The sequence below is a fragment of the Elusimicrobiota bacterium genome (assembly GCA_016706425.1).
GTDB lineage: Bacteria > Elusimicrobiota > Elusimicrobia > FEN-1173 > FEN-1173 > JADJJR01.
The window spans coordinates 1,418,822-1,434,042 of sequence record JADJJR010000001.1 but is presented as its reverse complement, the minus strand read 5'-3'; the positions used below and the strand labels follow the sequence as shown (position 1 = coordinate 1,434,042).

Genomic DNA, 15,221 nt, shown 5'->3' with positions numbered 1-15,221 from the left:
ATTCTAGCGGGGGAGAGGATCGAACTCTCGACCTCACGCTTATGAAGCGTGCGCTCTAACCAGCTGAGCTACCCCGCCGGTATCTTTTTATTATATCAATTTACTTATATTTGACGGAACAGCCGTAGGGTTTGGTTTCGGCGTTTTCGATGGTTTTGCCCGAAAGGCCTTGGTTTAAGGCTTCACGAACATAGTTGGTCGACGAAGGAATGTCGGCGGAATCCGCCGAAGCAGTATCATCGATGGCGCCTTGATAGACCAAAACGCCCTTTGGGTCAATGATGAACATATGGGGGGTTGTTTTGGCCCCGTAGAGGCGCCCCACGTCACCGTTCGGGTCCAAGAGGACCGCCGTCGCTCGGCTCCCTTTGCTTTTGACAGTGTCGCGCCATTCCCCGGGTGTCATGTGTCCTTGTTTCCCCTTCGCGGAAGAACACACCGACAGCCAACGCACCCCGCGCGCCGAAAATTCCTTCTGCAAGGCTTGCATGTTCCCCCCCTCGTAATGTTTACGAACGAAGGGGCATCCGTGGTTAATCCATTCCAAAACGACCCATTGGCCTTTGTGTTCCGAGAGAGTGCGTTTCTTCCCGTCCACATCGGTCAATTGAAAATCCGGGGCCGGTTGGCTCGTTTTCACTTCCGCGCAAAGAGGCGCGGCCAGCAACGAAATAAAAAACAAATGGATCAATGGGTGCCGTTTCATTTCATTTCTCCTTTAATGGCTTTGGTAACGTCGTTGGGTTTTATTAGAGCGGGCAGCAAGATCGGTTCTTTCCCCACGGGATAGAAAACGTAAAGGGGAACCCCGCTCCGGCCATGCCGTTCCAGGGCCGCGGTGATCACCGGATCGCGGTTGGTCCAATCGGCTTTCAAAGGCACGACGTTGCTTTCTTTAAATGCGGATTGAACGGACCGGGTGCTCAAGGTGGTTTTTTCGTTCACTTGGCAGGTGAGGCACCAGGCGGCGGTAAAGTCCACGAAAACCGGCCGGCCCTCCGCGCGCGCTTGCGCAAGGCGATCCTCGCTGTAGGTTTCCCATTGAATTTCATGGCGCGTGGAACGAGGGAGGGCGGTGGTGACACCGAGGACAGCCAACGCAAGGGCCAACCCCGTCCATTTTCTTTTCCCCCCTTCGGTCCGAGCGTTGGACCGCAGGGGTCCATAAAGCCAGGCGGCCAAGCCCAACACCCAGAGACCGACGAGCGCGCGCGAGAGGACGTTCACCCCCCCCTGGAGGCCCAACACCCAGAGCAACCACAGGCAGGTTCCAAAAAACAAAAACGCCATAAATTGTTTCAAGGTGATCATCCAGGGACCGGGTCTCGGCACCCAACGAAGCGCCGACGGGAAATGGGCCAACAACAGGTAAGGCAGGGCCAGGCCGACGGCCAAGGCGGTGAAAATCCCCAGGGATTGAAGCGCCGGTTGAGTGATGGCGTATCCGATGGCGGGTCCCATGAGAGGGGCCGTGCAAGGGGTCGCCACGGCCACGGCCAGCGCTCCGCTGAAGAAGGCGGACAGCGCCCCCGTTTTTCCACTGAAGGTGGCCAAACCGATCATGGAAGTTCCCACTTCAAAAACGCCCAACAGGCTTAACCCCAAAATAAAAAAGAGAAGAATCAACAGTAGGACGAAGACCGGGGACTGCAATTGGAAGCCCCAGCCCAAGGGTTGGCCGGCCGCTCTCAGGGCGAGCAGAGCCCCCGCCAACAACCAAAAGGACGCGACCACGCCGGCGGTGTAAAGCCAAGCGTTTTTCCGTCCAGCGGCACCGGTGTCTTTAAGGAATCCGAGCACTTTGATCGATAGAACGGGAAGGACGCAGGGCATCAGGTTGAGCAGCAATCCTCCCAAAAAGGCGAAGAAGAGCGCCAATGCGCCGGAAATCGCGGCCGGTTTGTGGGCAAAGGCATAGGGGTCTTCATCGGGCGAGGGAAGCTTTGAACGCGCCGCGGCGAAAAACCGGGCGGATTCCGGGGCCGGGGGCGTCGGCGACCCCGTGACGGGCCGTGTGACGCTTAATTCGGCTTTTCCCGGAACACAGATTTCTTTGCACTCCAGCCAATCGACCCGGGCGGATAGGACGACGGAATTCTCCTTGATCCGATCCGGCGCCGTGATCGGGACGAGGAGGACGGCCTCCCCGTGGTAGCCGTAATCCGTGAGCGGCGGGATCCGTATGATCTCCGGCCGGGGCCATTGGATCTCCCCGGCGGTGAACCCCGGCGGCAGTTGCCAGCGGATCCGCGTGGCCATGCCGGAGTCGCCGGGATCTTTCCAATAAGTGTGCCAACCCGGGTCCATCTCCAGCCGCACGGCGGCCCACACCGTTTGTCCGGGGGCCACGGTCGGCGTTTCAATATGAAGGGAAGCCCGCGTGTGCCCCGCCCCGGGGACGGCCCCCAGGGGCGAACCCAAGGCAAAAAAGAGAAGCGCCCAACGCATCATGAGAGGTTAAGGACGAAAGATTTCCCGCAGGAAATCCAGCAAGGCGCGGTGGGAACGTTTGTCCGCGGCGGCGTTGTAGGCCATTCCGGTGGAAGGGTTGTTGCCCGCGGTCGGCACCGTGAAGCTGTGGACGGCCCCGCCGTAAGAAATCAATTGCCAGTCAACGTCGGCTTCCGTCATTTCTTTCTGAAAGGCGGGAATGTCTCCGGCGGTCCAGGCGTCCCCGGCCCCGTGCAACACCAACACCTTGGCTTTCACGCCCCCCTGGGCCGCGGGCGACGGCGTGGCCAGGTTTCCATGAAAACTGGCCACGCCCCGCAAGTCCGTGCCGGCTCGGGCCAATTCCAACACCGTCGTGCCCCCGAAGCAATAGCCGATGGCCGCCATGCGCGCGGGATCGACCAACGGTGTCTTTTTGAGCGTTTCCAGTCCGGCGAGGGCCCGGCGGCGCATCAGATCACGGTCTTTGAAATAAACCCCCGACAACCGGGCCGCCTCCTCGTGGTCCTTGGCGTATACGCCTTTGCCGTACATATCGATGGCGAAAACCACGTACCCCTGCATGCCCAACTGGCGCGCGCGCTCCTTGGCGTAGTCGCCCAGGCCCTTCCATTCGTGCACAAGAACGATCCCGGGCCGCGCGCGAAGGGACCCGCCGTCGTAGGCCAAATACCCGCGCAACACCGTGTCGCCGTCGTGGTATTCGACGTCCTTTGTTTTCAAGGCCGCCCACGATGACACTGTTGAAAAAAGAACCAAAGCCAACGCCAGGTGTTTCTTCATAATTCCTCCGTTTATTAACCCGCCATACGAACCAACTGGCCGTTGGTTCGCCCCCGCTCCAGCATGCGCACACAGAACCAGGTGAACAAAATTGTGAAAACGATGTTGAGCCCCAAGGCGATGAAAAAAGAACGCCAATCGTACACGCCGGTTTCGATCAGTCCCCTCATGGATTCCATGACGTGGGTGCTCGGCAACAGGAGCACAAGGGGCTTCAACCAACCCGGGTAAACGCTCAGAGGATAGAAGATGGCCGAAAAGGGTTGAATCAAAAAGGGGATGGCCCAAATCAGGGCTTCGGCGGCGTGCCCCCAACGCAGGAGCAGCCCCGTCGTGAAAAGCCCCACGCCGTAGCCGAACAACAAGAGGTTGAAGCTCATGGGGGCCAGATAAAAACCCAGGGCCCCGACGTTAAACGCGTAAAAGAGCGTGGCCAGCGCGAGCAAGAGACCGACAATGATGCCGGTTTTGATGATTCCATAAATGTAAGCCCCCAACACCCACTCCAAATGCCTCAGCGGCGAGATGAGGAGGTTGACCACGTTGCGGGTCCACAATTCTTCCATGAACGCCAAGCTAAGGGATTGTTGCGATCGGTAGAGGATGTCCCAAAAAACCAATGCGTTAATGAGGGTGATGGTCATGCGCCCACCCATTCCCAGATCCAATTTGACCAAGTACAACGAAAAGAATCCCCAAACGAACAGCTCCATGACCGGCCAAAAAAACAGGTCCAAGAGGCGGGCCGGGCTTTTTATATGGATCAAAACGTAACGCCGCACCACGGTCCGGATGCGTTTCATGAAGCCGCCCCCGCGTCCATGACGTCGCCCGTCCGCGCCAAATGGATGAACACTTTTTCGAGGGATTCCTGGCGGAACCGCTGTTGGATTTCAAGGGGGGTGCCCTCCGCCATGGCGCGACCGCGGTGGATGAAGAGCACGCGATCGCAGAGCGCCTCGACCTCGGCCATGTTGTGCGATGTGTAGACGATGGTCAACCCCTTGTCGCGGCGGAGTTCAATCAGCTGCCGCCGGACGAGGTCCGCGATGTCCGGGTCGAGGCTGGCCGTGGGTTCGTCCAAAAACAGCAGTTCGGGGTCGTTCAGCAGCGCCTTGCAGAGGTTCAAGCGCGTTTGTTCCCCGGACGACAGGGAACCGGTTTTGCTTTTGGCGTGGTTGGAGAGGCGGAATTGTTCGAGCAAAGACCGTATTTTCTCCGCCGGGTTCTTCACGTCGTAGAGACGGGCGTAGATGTCCAGATTTTGACGGGCACTGAGGTTGAAGGGCATTTGGACATAGGCCGAACAGAAATTGACCCGCGGGGCGAGCCGAACCCGATCGCGCGCCGGAGAGAGCCCCAACACCGACACCTCGCCGGAAGTGGGGCTCAAGACGCCGAGCAAGATATGTATGGCGGTGGTTTTTCCGGCGCCGTTGGGGCCCAGCAGGCCGTAGATCTCCCCCCGACGCACGTAAAAATCGACACCGTCCAGGGCGACGACATTTTTGTAGCCCTTGCGCAGGCCCGCGACGCGGACGACGGGTTCGCTCACGCGCGCCCCGTCCGTCGGTTCAGTTCCAAAATGCCCCGGTTGCCCGGCCATTTGACGAGTTCCTCCAGGGACAGCGGCGACACAAAGCTCCAGTTGTGGGCGCCGATGGAGCCCGGCAGGTTGATGCGGTCCGAACCGAGGTCTTTGGGTATCACCCCGGCGGTCGCCAGCCAATCCTGGAACAACTGAACACTGAATATGGATGCCGACTCGTTGGCTTTTTCCAGCACGCGTTGCACGAACCGCGGTGTGGGTTTGGGGTACACCCGGCCCGAAAGCCCGAGGAAACGCCAATAAGCTTCCCGTTCAAAGCGGGTCGACCGGAAAAGATCCAAGAAATCGCCGGCGCGCTCGGCCGGAATGCCGAGGTTCCACAAAAAAACCTCTTCGGTATCGATCTCCGCCCGCCAGCGGCGACGGCCGTTAACGGCGGGTTCGAACAATTTGGCGGCGACGGTCTCGTAGTCCAATCGGCGGGCGGCGCACTTCAGTTGAAAAAAGTAATCGTCCACGGTCGCGGCCTCCTGTTTCCACCAGGCGGCGACGGGCGTCATGTCGTGGGTCGAGGCCACGGCCACGGCGTTGGGGCGGTATTTATCCGTCGATAAAAAATCGTTCGTTTTTCCCCAATCCCGGGCCCAGCGCATCACTTCCAAGCCCGGGATGGAAAGTTCGGCCAGCACCTTGTAGGAGCAGGGCGGGACCACGCCCAAGTCCTCGCCGCAGGGCAGCATGCGCGTGGCCCCCAACATGGTGGTCAACAACCGCCGCCCGTGCTCTTCCCAAAGGGATTCGTCCGGCGGGTCAAAAAGCCCATCGAGGCCCTGCCGTTCGGGCGGCGAACTCAAGGGGATCGTGAAAACGCGGAACACGCCGATGACGTGGTCCACGCGGAAGAAATCGTAAAAGTTCTCGGCGTAACGAAGTTTCTGGACGATGTAATCGTAACCGGCGGCCGCCAGGGCGGGCCAATTGTAAGGGGGCATGCCCCAGCGTTGTCCCCCCGCAAAATAAAGATCCGGCGGGGCGCCGGAGGAAAGGTCCAATTTGAAATAACCCGGGTGCGACCACACGTCGGCGGAATCGCGCGCGACCAGGAAAGGCATGTCGCCCATGAAGAGCACGCCCTTTCGTCGGGCGTGTCGTTTGGCGTTGTCGAACTGCTCGAACAATTGCCATTGAACCCATTCGTGGAAGCGCACCGTGTCTCTTTCTTCCTCGGCGAGTCGTTCCAAAACCTCCGGGGTCCGCTGGCGGTAGGGCAGGGGCCATTCTTCCCAGGTGGCCCCTTGGAACCGCGTCTTCAAGACTTTGTAAAGGGCGTCGTCCCGCAACCAATAGGCGTTGGCCTCCTGATAGCGGGCGAATCGCGGCGTTTCCGGCACGACGCGGGCTTGATACATTTTCCAGAGGAGGGCCATCTTGGCGCTCTTGATGGCGTAATTGACCCGCCCGCCCGTGGGGAACGAACGGGCCAGGTCGCGGAGTTCGTTCGCGAATTTCGTTACGTCGACGCCGTCCAGTTTGCGAAGGGACAAGTACATGGGATCCAAGGCGAAGGAACTTTTGGCGCTGTAGGGGGCGAAATCGTAACCGACGTCGTTGAGCGGCAACAGTTGCGCGATCGTCAACCCGACCTGGGCGCACCAATCCACGAGGGCGTTGAGATCGTGCAGGTCGCCGATGCCGATGCTGTCGTCGGAAAACAAAGAGAACAGAGGAACGCACACCCCGGCCCGGCGACGAACGCCGACTTTTTCCCAATGGGCCTTGGCCGGCCCGTTCAAAAACGCGCTGTAGTCGTGCTGGCTCACGCGAAGACCTCCTCCGGGACAGCGCCCGCGGAACGATAAAGACGCCGAGCGGCTTCTTCCCCTCCGGCGATGCAATCGGGCAAACCGATGCCGCGGTAGCCGTTGCCGCAAACGGCGACCCCCGGAAGTCCCTCCACCCGTCGGAATATTTCCGCCACGCGCTCCTCGTGCCCGAGCGTGTAATGGGGCATGGCGCCGGGGTAACGGCGCAACTCCATCCACATCGCCTCTTCCATGCCCAGGAAATCGCCCAGATCGCGCCGAACGGCGGCCAGCAACCGGTCGTCGGTTTCCGCCAAGGCGGGCCCCCCCACAAACGCGCGCAAAAGGGCCGTGTCCTCGGGGGCGCGCCCTTCGAATTTGACGGAACTGAAGGTGCACCCCGTCACGACGCGCTTTTCGTTGGCCGGGACAACGAAGCCGAACCCGTTCAAGGGATGGCGCAGTCGATCACGGCGAACGGCCACGTTCACCGTCGCCACCGCGCCGTAGGGGATCTCGGACAAAAGCGCCCCCAAGCGGGCGTCCCAGGGCCGCAACAGAGTACCGGCCAAGGGCGCCGCGCAGGCCAGGATCACGCCATCGGCCGGGTGGGTCTCCCCGATTTGATCGGTCGCCGTCCAACCGGTGGGGGTTTTGTCCAACCGGGTGACGCGGCGTCCCCCTTGATAAACGTCGGGGCCCAAAACCCCCGCGAGCCGGTCTACCAAAGAGCCCACACCGTCCCGAAAGGTCGCAAAAAGCCCGTAACGGGGCCCGCTCGTTCCGGCGGGAACGGCCGCGGCCCGCCGACGGGCGGCCAGCAAGGAACGAATCACCCCGCCGCGCGCCTCCATATCCAAAAACCGGGGAAACGTGGCCCGCAAGCTCAATTCCTCGGGGTCGGCGGAATAAATGCCCGCCACCATGGGCTGGGCCAATTGATCCAACACTTCCCGGCCGAATCGACGTCGAACGAACGAAGCGAGGGTCTCATCCCCCCCGCCCCGTCGCGGCGGCAAAAAGAACTCCAGAGCGGCGCGGGCTTTCCCGGGCCATGACAAAAGCCGTGTACGAAACAGCGGCCCCAATTTGGTGGGGGCCAAGAGATAGAACCCCTCCGGCGTCGGGTGCAGCCGTCCCCCCCGGGCCACAAAGCTTTGTTGGAAGCGCCGGTTCGTGCCGATGACCGCGCCCTCCATTCCCAAACGGCGGGCCAGCGCCAAGGCGGCCGGTTTTTCGGTGATAAAACTGTCCGGCCCGCCTTCCCATAAAACGCCCTCCCGACGGCCGGTGTCGATCACCCCCCCGGGGCGTTGGCCGGCGTCCAGGACGCGGACATCGACGGATTCTCCCCGTCGGGCCGCCAATTCCCGCGCGTGGTGGGCGGCGGCGAGCCCGGCGATGCCCCCGCCGATCACCAAAATCCGTCGGGTGCTCCCGGCGCGCGGCCCCGGGGCCGCCGGGGCCGCGGGATCCCGGTTCAAAATCAAGTCAGCCAGGAGATCGACAAAGAGGGGGTGCGTGCCGACGGTTTTGGCGCGGTGAAACGTCCAGCCGGCCGCCTCGGCGGCCTCCCGCGCTTTGACGTCCAAATCAAACAGGACCTCGACGTGGTCCATCAGGAACCCAACGGGAATGATTAGGACGTTCTTCGTCCCGGCGGCGGGCGGGCGGCGTAAGAACTCCGCCACATCGGGTTCCAGCCAGGGGTCCTCGGGTCGGCCGCTCCGGCTTTGGAACACCAAAGTCCAGTCGCGTTGCCCCAGCCGATCCGCGACCCGCTCCGCGACGGAGCGGATTTGGCCCGCGTAGCCGGAAGCGCGGTCCCACCCCACCGGAATGCTGTGGGCCGTGAACACCCATTTCGCCGGCCCGGAGAAGCCCGCGGCCGCCTCCCGAACGCGGTCGGTCATCGCCGCGACAAAGCGCTCCTCATTCCACCAGGGGCGCACCCAACGGAGGCGCGGTCCACCCTCCGCGTGGTGGGCCTCCGCCGTGGATTTGAGGTAGTAGTGGAAGCTGGGAATGGACCGGTAGGCCGCCAGGGCCACGGCCGTGACGTCCGTCACGCCGTCGGCATTCAGTTCGCGAAAGGCCTTTCGAAGGTCGGGCTCCCAGTTGCGCATGCCCACCCGCAACGGGCGGGAATCCCCTTTGTCCAGCAAGCGGGTTTTTAAGGCCGCGGTCAAATCGCCCACCAGGGCGTTGTACGGCGATCGTCCGCCGATGCGTTCGTATTGCCGGGCGACTTCCTCGACCCGGTGGGGAGGGACGGGCCGCCCGCGCAAGACATTTGCCAAAAAGGGTCGGATGTCCTCCGCCCGTTCCGGACCGCCGAACCCGACCAACAAAACCGCTCGCTTCATCCCAATTCCTTGACGCATTCCACAAGATGCACGACGTTTTCAAAGGGCGTCTGGGGCAACAAACCATGCCCCAAATTGAAAACGAACCCGCTCCGCCCCCGGTTTTCCTTTAGGATGCGGCGCACTTCACCGCGAATGTGGGGATGGGGAGCCATCAAAAGGGCGGGGTCCAAATTGCCCATGACGGGCGTGTCGCCCAACCGTCGACGGGCTTCGGACAGGCTCACCCGCCAATCGAGGCCGATCACGTCGCCGCCCGCTTGTTTCAGCAGTTCCAGCAAGGTCGCTGTCTGGGTGCCAAAGTGAATGGACGGCAACCCCTTGGGCAAAGCGCGAAACACCGCTCGGGAATGGGGGAGGACGAAGGTTTTGTAATCCGAAGGGCCGAGGGCTCCCACCCAACTGTCGAAGAGCTGGACCGCCTGGGCCCCGGCCTTCGCCTGTTCGATCAAAAGTTCGGCGACGACGCGCGCGAGTTTTTCGAGGAGGCGGTGCCAGGCCTTGGGTTCGTGGGTCATAAAGCTCTTGGTCAAGGCAAAATCCCGCGATCCGCCGCCCTCAATCAAATAGGCGGCCAGGGTGAACGGCGCGCCGGCGAATCCCAACAAAGGGATGTCGGTCGGCAAAGCCAAACGGGTTTGACGCACCGCCTCCATCACGTAACCCAAGGCGTCCGGCACATCCACCTCTTTGAGGCGATCCACGTCCTTGGCCGAACGCACCGGTGGTCGCAGGGCGGGGCCTTCGCCCTTTTCGTAGCTCAAAAAGAGACCAAGGGGTTCGGCCGGCAGGAGCAAATCGGAAAAAAGGATGGCGGCGTCGGCGTCGATGTCTTGGACCGCCCGCGCCGTGACCTGGGCGACCAAGGCGGGATTTTTGCAAAGTTCCAGCATGGACACGCGCCGGCGCAACGCCCGGTAGCTGGGTTGGTAACGGCCGGCCTGGCGCATGAGCCAAACGGGCACGCGTTCCACCCGCCGCCCGCGCAGGGCGCGCATCAATAGTGTGTCATCGAACCGGGTGGTCACAACACCCCCAAGTGCTTTTCAAACGTCGTCCGCAATATTTGCGTTGTGACGGGTTTTTGGAGAATGTCTTTGGCGCCGCGGGCGCGCGCCTCCGCCTCGTGGGATTTGGCGTCCGCCGACATGAAAAAGGACGGGATGCCGGCCGTGGACGGGTTGGCGGAAAGTTGCGCGAGCACGTCAAGGCCGGACATGTCCGGCAATCGGTAGTCGACGGTGATCGCCGCCGGCCGGGCGTCCGCGGCTTTTTTAAGCCCCGTCGCGCCGTCGAAGGCGGTCAACGGCGCCAGTCCCAGCTCTTCGCAATACTCGACCATCAAGTCCGACAAAACCGGATCGTCTTCAATGATCAGCAGGGTTTTGGGCTCCCCCATAAAAGCTCCTTGTGAAAATCAATCGAACCCGAGCCAAACGGTCCGCAGGGCGGTGTGGCCCACCAACAACAACCCCGCCAACCAAACCAACGAAAACAAGGGCCGCGCCCGTCGATGGAGGCGGACCCGCCAAATCGACAACACGAGGAAAACCCCCGCGGCCCACACCCAAAAGAAACGCCTTTCGTCCCCGGCGCTCGCCGTCGCGAAGCCGCCCAGAGCCGGGACCCGCGCGGCGACGATCGCCAGGGCCAGCGAGCCGCCCCAAAGGAACCCCCGAGGCCACCGATCGAGCCGGGCGTCGCGTTTGACAGCGAAAAACCCCAGCGTGTCGGACAGCCACCCCAAAGCCAAAAGGCCGAAGGCGACCAAGACCACGGCGGTGAAGCTCAACGGCATGTTGGGGCCCGGAAGTTCATCGACGACAATTATGGCAATTTCAGAGGCTTCGGCGGGCGTTCAGACGCAGGGCGTTGACCACCACTGTCAGAGAGCTGACACTCATGGCCGCCCCCGCGATCCAAGGGGAAAGGCGCCACCCCCACAGGGGATAAAAAACGCCGGCGGCGATCAGGACACCCACCGCGTTGTAACCAAAGGCAAAGAACAGGTTCTGACGGATGTTGCGCAGGGTGTCCCGGGCCAACCGCAGGGCGCGTCCGATTCCGGCCAAATCCCCGCCCAACACGACGATATCGGCGGTTTGAAGGGCGACATCGGCTCCGGTCCCGAGGGCCAATCCGGCGTCGGCCTCCGCCAGGGCCGGCGCGTCGTTGACACCGTCGCCGGCCATGGCGACGCGCCGGCCGGCGGCCCGCCATTCGCGAACCACATCCCGTTTTTCCTCGGGAAGCAATCCCCCCCGCCATCGGGCGATCCCGAGGCCCTCGGCCAGGGACCGCGCGTTCTCCGAACGATCCCCGGTCAAAAGGGCGAGCTCCACCCCCGCGCGGCGTAAATTCGAAAGGAGCGAGGGGGCCTCCGACCGTACCGGGTCCTCAAACAAGAAAAGCGCTTCGGGACGATCCGCGGCGCGCAACTCCACCGCCAGGCCCGTGATCAAGGTCGACGGACGTCCCAGGAAATAAGCCCGGCCGTCGATCTCGCCGTGAACCCCCGCGCCGGCCACCGCGTGCGCGCCCTCCACGTCCGCGGCCCGGACCCCCTCTTCGAGGGCCGACCCCACCAACGCCATCGACAAAGGATGCACGCTGGCCCGGGCCAAACCGGCCGCGCGGGCCAGGGCGTCGGCGCGCGTCACGCCGGGAACCGGTCGAACTTCGATTAAACGGGGTTTGCCCTGGGTCAGGGTGCCGGTTTTGTCGAAGGCCAACAAATCCACGCTCGCCAGTTTTTGAAGGGCTTCCGGGTTGCGGACCAACACCCCCTCCCGCGCGCCGCGGCCCAGGGCCACCGTGAGGGACATGGGGGTGGCCAGGCCCAGGGCGCAGGGGCAGGCCACCACCAGAACCGACACGGCGTTGGTGACGGCGAAAGCCCACCGTGGTTCGGGCCCCCAAACCAGTCCGCCCAAGAGCGCCGCCAACGCGACCAGGACAACAGCCGGAACAAAAAAAGCGGATACCCGGTCGACCAGATTTTGAACGGGCGCGCGCCCCCGCTGGGCTTCTTCGACCGTGCGCACGATGTGCGCCAACGTGGTGGCCGCGCCCGCCCGTTCCACACGGAACAAGAAACTCCCAGGGCCGTTGACCCCGCCGCCCACCAGGGGGTCCCCCGGTTTTTTCTCCACGGGAACGGGCTCCCCGGTCAAAAACGATTCGTCCACGGCGGTGTGCCCTTCCGTCAGCCGCCCGTCCGCCGGAATCCGCTCGCCCGCGCGCACGCGCACTAGATCGCCCGGACGAAGGGCGTCGGTCGGCACCTCTTCTTCGACGCCGTCGCCGCGAACCCGCCGGGCGGTGCGGGGCGACAGCGCCATCAAGGATCGAATCGCATCGCCTGTCCTCCGCCGCGCGCGGCCCTCGAGGCTTTGCCCCAAAAGGACCAGCGAGGTGATCACGGCGGCGGATTCAAAATACACCGCGTGTCCGCCGGTCACCAACGTCCACAAACTAAAAAGATAGGCCGTGAGATTCCCCAGCGATATCAACGTGAACATGTTCGCCCGGGGAAGCCCCGCGACGCCCCGTTTAAAGAAAGTCCCGCCCGCGCCGAAAACCACGGGCGCGGCGAGCGCCGCTTGCACCCACCCGGACACCGCCCCCCCGTGGCGCATGCCCAAAACAAAAACCGGGACCGTCCCCACAAGGGACACCCAGAACAGCCGGACCATGCGGCGCTCGTCCTCCGAGGGGCCCGCCGGGGCGGGCCCCGTGTGTTCCAGGGCCATGCCGCATTGGGGGCAAACCCCGGGGGTGTTTTGTTGGATTTCGGGGTCCATGGGGCAGTAATAGAGGCCGGGGAGCAAAGCGGACGGGGCGGTGGGGTTGAGAAAAGATTCCGGATCGGCCGCGAAACGTTCGCGACAGCGGGGGTTGCAAAATCCGTAAAGGACGTCGTGGTGCCGGTGGGTCCCGCCCCGCGGCGCGGCGGTATCGACCGCCATTCCGCAGATCGGGTCTTTCATGGAAGCGAGAAGCCCATTTCCCTTAATTTCAGTTGGGCGAGTTCAATGTAATCCGGGTCGCGCCCCGTTTCGATGATGTTCAAATACACGCGCGCGGCGTTTCGATATTCTTTTCTTTGCCGATAAATATTTCCAAGGATGTTCTTGAGGAGGGAAGGGCAATCTTCGTATTTCATGGCCTCCTCCAAAAGCGGAATCGCGCGCGCGCCGTCCCTTTCTTTTCGAAACCCGATGGCGCCGATGTAGAGCCGGTACCGCCAAAACGTCGGGTCCCCGCGAACCCCCGCGGCCAAAACCTCCAGGGCTTGGGCGTCGCGTTCCAGGTTGAAGGCCAAGGCCCCGCCGGTGAAAAGAAACACGTAATGGAAGAAGGGATCCAATTGCCCGGCCCGCAGGGCGTACAAATGGAGGTAAGGGAAGGCCCCCGGATTGTCCTCGGATTGGAAATGCCCGTGGTGGTCGTGCCCATCGTCGGCTGTGTGACCGGGGGGCAAGGCGGCCGGACGCCCCCAGCGGGGCCGGTCCAAGGGATGTCGCGGGTCTTGGTTGCTGGAGGTTCCGTAATATTGAAGCAGTTGAATCAAGGCGAGGTCGGCGCCCAACCGCCGAACACCCCCGGCGACAAAAGACGTGTCCTGGAGCGCGAACCGCGCCAAGGGGGGCGCGCCGTAGGGAGGCAGACCCAGTTTTTGTTCCGGGGCAACGACCGTCGCCAGCCCCAAAAACACCGCCGCCAAGAGGCCCCCTGTCCAAAGGCCCCCCGCCCGCATCAAAATTCCTTTCGGGAGAAAAAACCCGACGCCAGGGCCAGACAGGCCGCCGTGTAAAGGCCGGCGTAGAGCCCGACCCGGAGGATCGGCCAAGGGGCCGACAAGGACACTTCGAGGGCGTCGCGCAAATTCAGGATGTTGAGGTTCGGAATCAACGCGCGCAGGACCGCCGCAGCGGTCACGGCGCCGCCCCCGGCTTTTTCGGCCATAAACTTTAACTCCGAACCGAAATGCCCCAACACCCAAAACAAGAGCGAGAACACCGTCGCCGTCGGAGCCGAGCTGAAGGCCAACGAGCACAATATAGATAAAGCGGTCATCACCATGATCTTGAGCGCCATCAGGGGCAGGGCGATGAACACCTGGGGGTCGGTCTCCCACCCCTTCAGGTACAGCAGGAGGAAATGCAAAACCGCCATGGCCGCCACCGTCGCCCAAACGGCCGCCACCAGGCCCACGAACCGGCCGATCAAATAAAACGGTCGCGGCAGTGGCCGGGTGAGGATTAAATAAATTGTTTTCGTCTCCATTTCCTCCAAAACCAGGGTGACGGCGCCAAGCAAAGCGGCCACCAACCCGAACATTTCGGAAGTGGCCAATCCCAAATCCAGAATCACCCTCAATTCCTGATCGGCGGCCAAGGCGCCCAACAACACCGAAGCGCCCAACAGGAGGCACGCGAACAGCGCGACCACCAAATACAGGCGGTTTCGGATTTGTTGCAAAAACGTGTAGCGGGCGATGGTCCAGAGTGTGTTCACGAGCGCCGCCCTTCGGGGTCCACCGTGCGGACAAAAATGTCCTCCAGGGGGTCCCCCCCGGTCCATTCGGCCCGGTTGACCACGCGGACCAATTGCCCCTTCACCAAAACGCCCACGCGGTGGCAGAGTTTCTCGACTTCGGAAATGCTGTGGGAGGAAAAAAGGACGGTTTTCCCCGCGTCGTTGAGGTTTTGGATGATCACCCGCATTTCGCGCAGGCCCAAGGGGTCCAACCCGGTCACGGGCTCGTCAAAAACCAACAAACGGGGGTTGTGGAGCATGGCCTGGGCCAATCCGATGCGTTGAAGCATGCCCTTCGAGTATTCGCGCATGGGCCGCCGCGCGGCGGCCGTCATGCGGACCTCCTCCAAAACGGCGTCCACCCGCCGACGCAAGGAATCGGAGGAGAGGCCGGAGAGGCTCCCGTAGAAGGACAACACTTCGTGACCGGTCAGATGGCGGTAAAAATAGGGGATTTCCGGGAGGTAACCGAGGGTCTCTTTCGCCGCCCGGGATCCGGCGGGTTTTCCGAACAGACGCGCCTCCCCCGACGTTGGGAACAGCAACCCCAGGAGCAATTTGAGCGTGGTGGTTTTGCCCGATCCGTTCAATCCCAAGAGGCCGAAGACTTCCCCGGGGGCCACCGTGAACGTGATGTCTTTGACCCCGGGGATGAGGGTGGTTTTCCCAAGATGGGACCGTTTGTAAACCTTGGTGATTGAATTCAGCGATACCGCGGCGTCGCTCATC

Annotated in this window: 14 protein-coding genes and 1 tRNA gene; all 15 read right to left on the bottom strand. The window is 62.5% G+C overall.

Features of this window, described 5'->3' with window-relative positions; genetic code table 11:
- Window positions 1–4: 4 nt before the first annotated feature.
- Window positions 5–78 (bottom strand) — tRNA-Met (locus tag IPI56_05790).
- A gap of 22 nt (window positions 79–100) precedes the next feature.
- Complete coding sequence (locus IPI56_05785) at window positions 101–706, bottom strand: thioredoxin family protein (GenBank protein ID MBK7545245.1); 606 nt, start codon at window positions 704–706, stop codon at window positions 101–103.
- Window positions 703–2,448 carry a thioredoxin family protein gene (locus IPI56_05780; protein ID MBK7545244.1) on the bottom strand — a complete coding sequence of 582 codons (1,746 nt, stop codon included), beginning with the start codon at window positions 2,446–2,448 and terminating at the stop codon, window positions 703–705. Before IPI56_05780 ends, IPI56_05785 begins: the two co-directional genes overlap by 4 nt.
- A gap of 9 nt (window positions 2,449–2,457) precedes the next feature.
- Window positions 2,458–3,234 (bottom strand): dienelactone hydrolase family protein, encoded by a 777-nt coding sequence (locus IPI56_05775; GenBank protein MBK7545243.1) that lies wholly within the window; start codon window positions 3,232–3,234, stop codon window positions 2,458–2,460.
- 14 nt (window positions 3,235–3,248) lie between these two features.
- On the bottom strand, window positions 3,249–4,037 hold the full coding sequence (locus tag IPI56_05770; protein MBK7545242.1) for an ABC transporter permease: 789 nt from the start codon (window positions 4,035–4,037) through the stop codon (window positions 3,249–3,251).
- A complete protein-coding gene (locus IPI56_05765; protein ID MBK7545241.1) occupies window positions 4,034–4,840 on the bottom strand; it encodes an ABC transporter ATP-binding protein in 807 nt (268 codons plus the stop codon). Before IPI56_05765 ends, IPI56_05770 begins: the two co-directional genes overlap by 4 nt.
- A complete protein-coding gene (gene malQ / locus IPI56_05760; protein MBK7545240.1) occupies window positions 4,786–6,603 on the bottom strand; it encodes a 4-alpha-glucanotransferase in 1,818 nt (605 codons plus the stop codon). Before malQ ends, IPI56_05765 begins: the two co-directional genes overlap by 55 nt.
- Entirely contained in the window at window positions 6,600–8,951 is a 2,352-nt protein-coding gene (hemG, locus tag IPI56_05755; protein ID MBK7545239.1) for a protoporphyrinogen oxidase, read from the bottom strand. The genes malQ and hemG overlap by 4 nt, the downstream gene beginning before the upstream one ends.
- Window positions 8,948–9,949, bottom strand: coding sequence for a uroporphyrinogen decarboxylase (hemE, locus tag IPI56_05750; protein ID MBK7545238.1), 1,002 nt, complete (start codon window positions 9,947–9,949; stop codon window positions 8,948–8,950). Before hemE ends, hemG begins: the two co-directional genes overlap by 4 nt.
- Window positions 9,950–9,975: 26 nt before the next feature.
- Window positions 9,976–10,350 carry a response regulator gene (locus IPI56_05745; protein MBK7545237.1) on the bottom strand — a complete coding sequence of 125 codons (375 nt, stop codon included), beginning with the start codon at window positions 10,348–10,350 and terminating at the stop codon, window positions 9,976–9,978.
- Between the two features lie 18 nt (window positions 10,351–10,368).
- Window positions 10,369–10,749 carry a hypothetical protein gene (locus tag IPI56_05740; GenBank protein ID MBK7545236.1) on the bottom strand — a complete coding sequence of 127 codons (381 nt, stop codon included), beginning with the start codon at window positions 10,747–10,749 and terminating at the stop codon, window positions 10,369–10,371.
- 40 nt (window positions 10,750–10,789) lie between these two features.
- Window positions 10,790–12,940 (bottom strand): cadmium-translocating P-type ATPase, encoded by a 2,151-nt coding sequence (gene cadA / locus IPI56_05735; protein ID MBK7545235.1) that lies wholly within the window; start codon window positions 12,938–12,940, stop codon window positions 10,790–10,792.
- Window positions 12,937–13,710, bottom strand: coding sequence for a hypothetical protein (locus IPI56_05730; protein MBK7545234.1), 774 nt, complete (start codon window positions 13,708–13,710; stop codon window positions 12,937–12,939). The genes cadA and IPI56_05730 overlap by 4 nt, the downstream gene beginning before the upstream one ends.
- Complete coding sequence (locus tag IPI56_05725) at window positions 13,710–14,471, bottom strand: ABC transporter permease subunit (protein MBK7545233.1); 762 nt, start codon at window positions 14,469–14,471, stop codon at window positions 13,710–13,712. Before IPI56_05725 ends, IPI56_05730 begins: the two co-directional genes overlap by 1 nt.
- Window positions 14,468–15,220: an ABC transporter ATP-binding protein gene (locus IPI56_05720; GenBank protein ID MBK7545232.1), complete on the bottom strand. Its 753-nt coding sequence runs from the start codon at window positions 15,218–15,220 to the stop codon at window positions 14,468–14,470. Before IPI56_05720 ends, IPI56_05725 begins: the two co-directional genes overlap by 4 nt.
- Window position 15,221 lies beyond the last annotated feature (1 nt).

Bases quoted from the DNA above. Each gene is read 5' to 3' on its own strand.
- IPI56_05785 (MBK7545245.1), bottom strand. From the start codon at position 706: ATGAAACGGCACCCATTGATCCATTTGTTTTTTATTTCGTTGCTGGCC.
- IPI56_05780 (MBK7545244.1), bottom strand. From the start codon at position 2,448: ATGCGTTGGGCGCTTCTCTTTTTTGCCTTGGGTTCGCCCCTGGGGGCC.
- IPI56_05775 (MBK7545243.1), bottom strand. From the start codon at position 3,234: ATGAAGAAACACCTGGCGTTGGCTTTGGTTCTTTTTTCAACAGTGTCA.
- IPI56_05770 (MBK7545242.1), bottom strand. From the start codon at position 4,037: ATGAAACGCATCCGGACCGTGGTGCGGCGTTACGTTTTGATCCATATA.
- IPI56_05765 (MBK7545241.1), bottom strand. From the start codon at position 4,840: ATGGCCGGGCAACCGGGGCATTTTGGAACTGAACCGACGGACGGGGCG.
- hemG (MBK7545239.1), bottom strand. From the start codon at position 8,951: ATGAAGCGAGCGGTTTTGTTGGTCGGGTTCGGCGGTCCGGAACGGGCG.
- hemE (MBK7545238.1), bottom strand. From the start codon at position 9,949: ATGCGCGCCCTGCGCGGGCGGCGGGTGGAACGCGTGCCCGTTTGGCTC.
- IPI56_05745 (MBK7545237.1), bottom strand. From the start codon at position 10,350: ATGGGGGAGCCCAAAACCCTGCTGATCATTGAAGACGATCCGGTTTTG.
- IPI56_05740 (MBK7545236.1), bottom strand. From the start codon at position 10,749: ATGCCGTTGAGCTTCACCGCCGTGGTCTTGGTCGCCTTCGGCCTTTTG.
- cadA (MBK7545235.1), bottom strand. From the start codon at position 12,940: ATGAAAGACCCGATCTGCGGAATGGCGGTCGATACCGCCGCGCCGCGG.
- IPI56_05730 (MBK7545234.1), bottom strand. From the start codon at position 13,710: ATGCGGGCGGGGGGCCTTTGGACAGGGGGCCTCTTGGCGGCGGTGTTT.
- IPI56_05720 (MBK7545232.1), bottom strand. From the start codon at position 15,220: ATGAGCGACGCCGCGGTATCGCTGAATTCAATCACCAAGGTTTACAAA.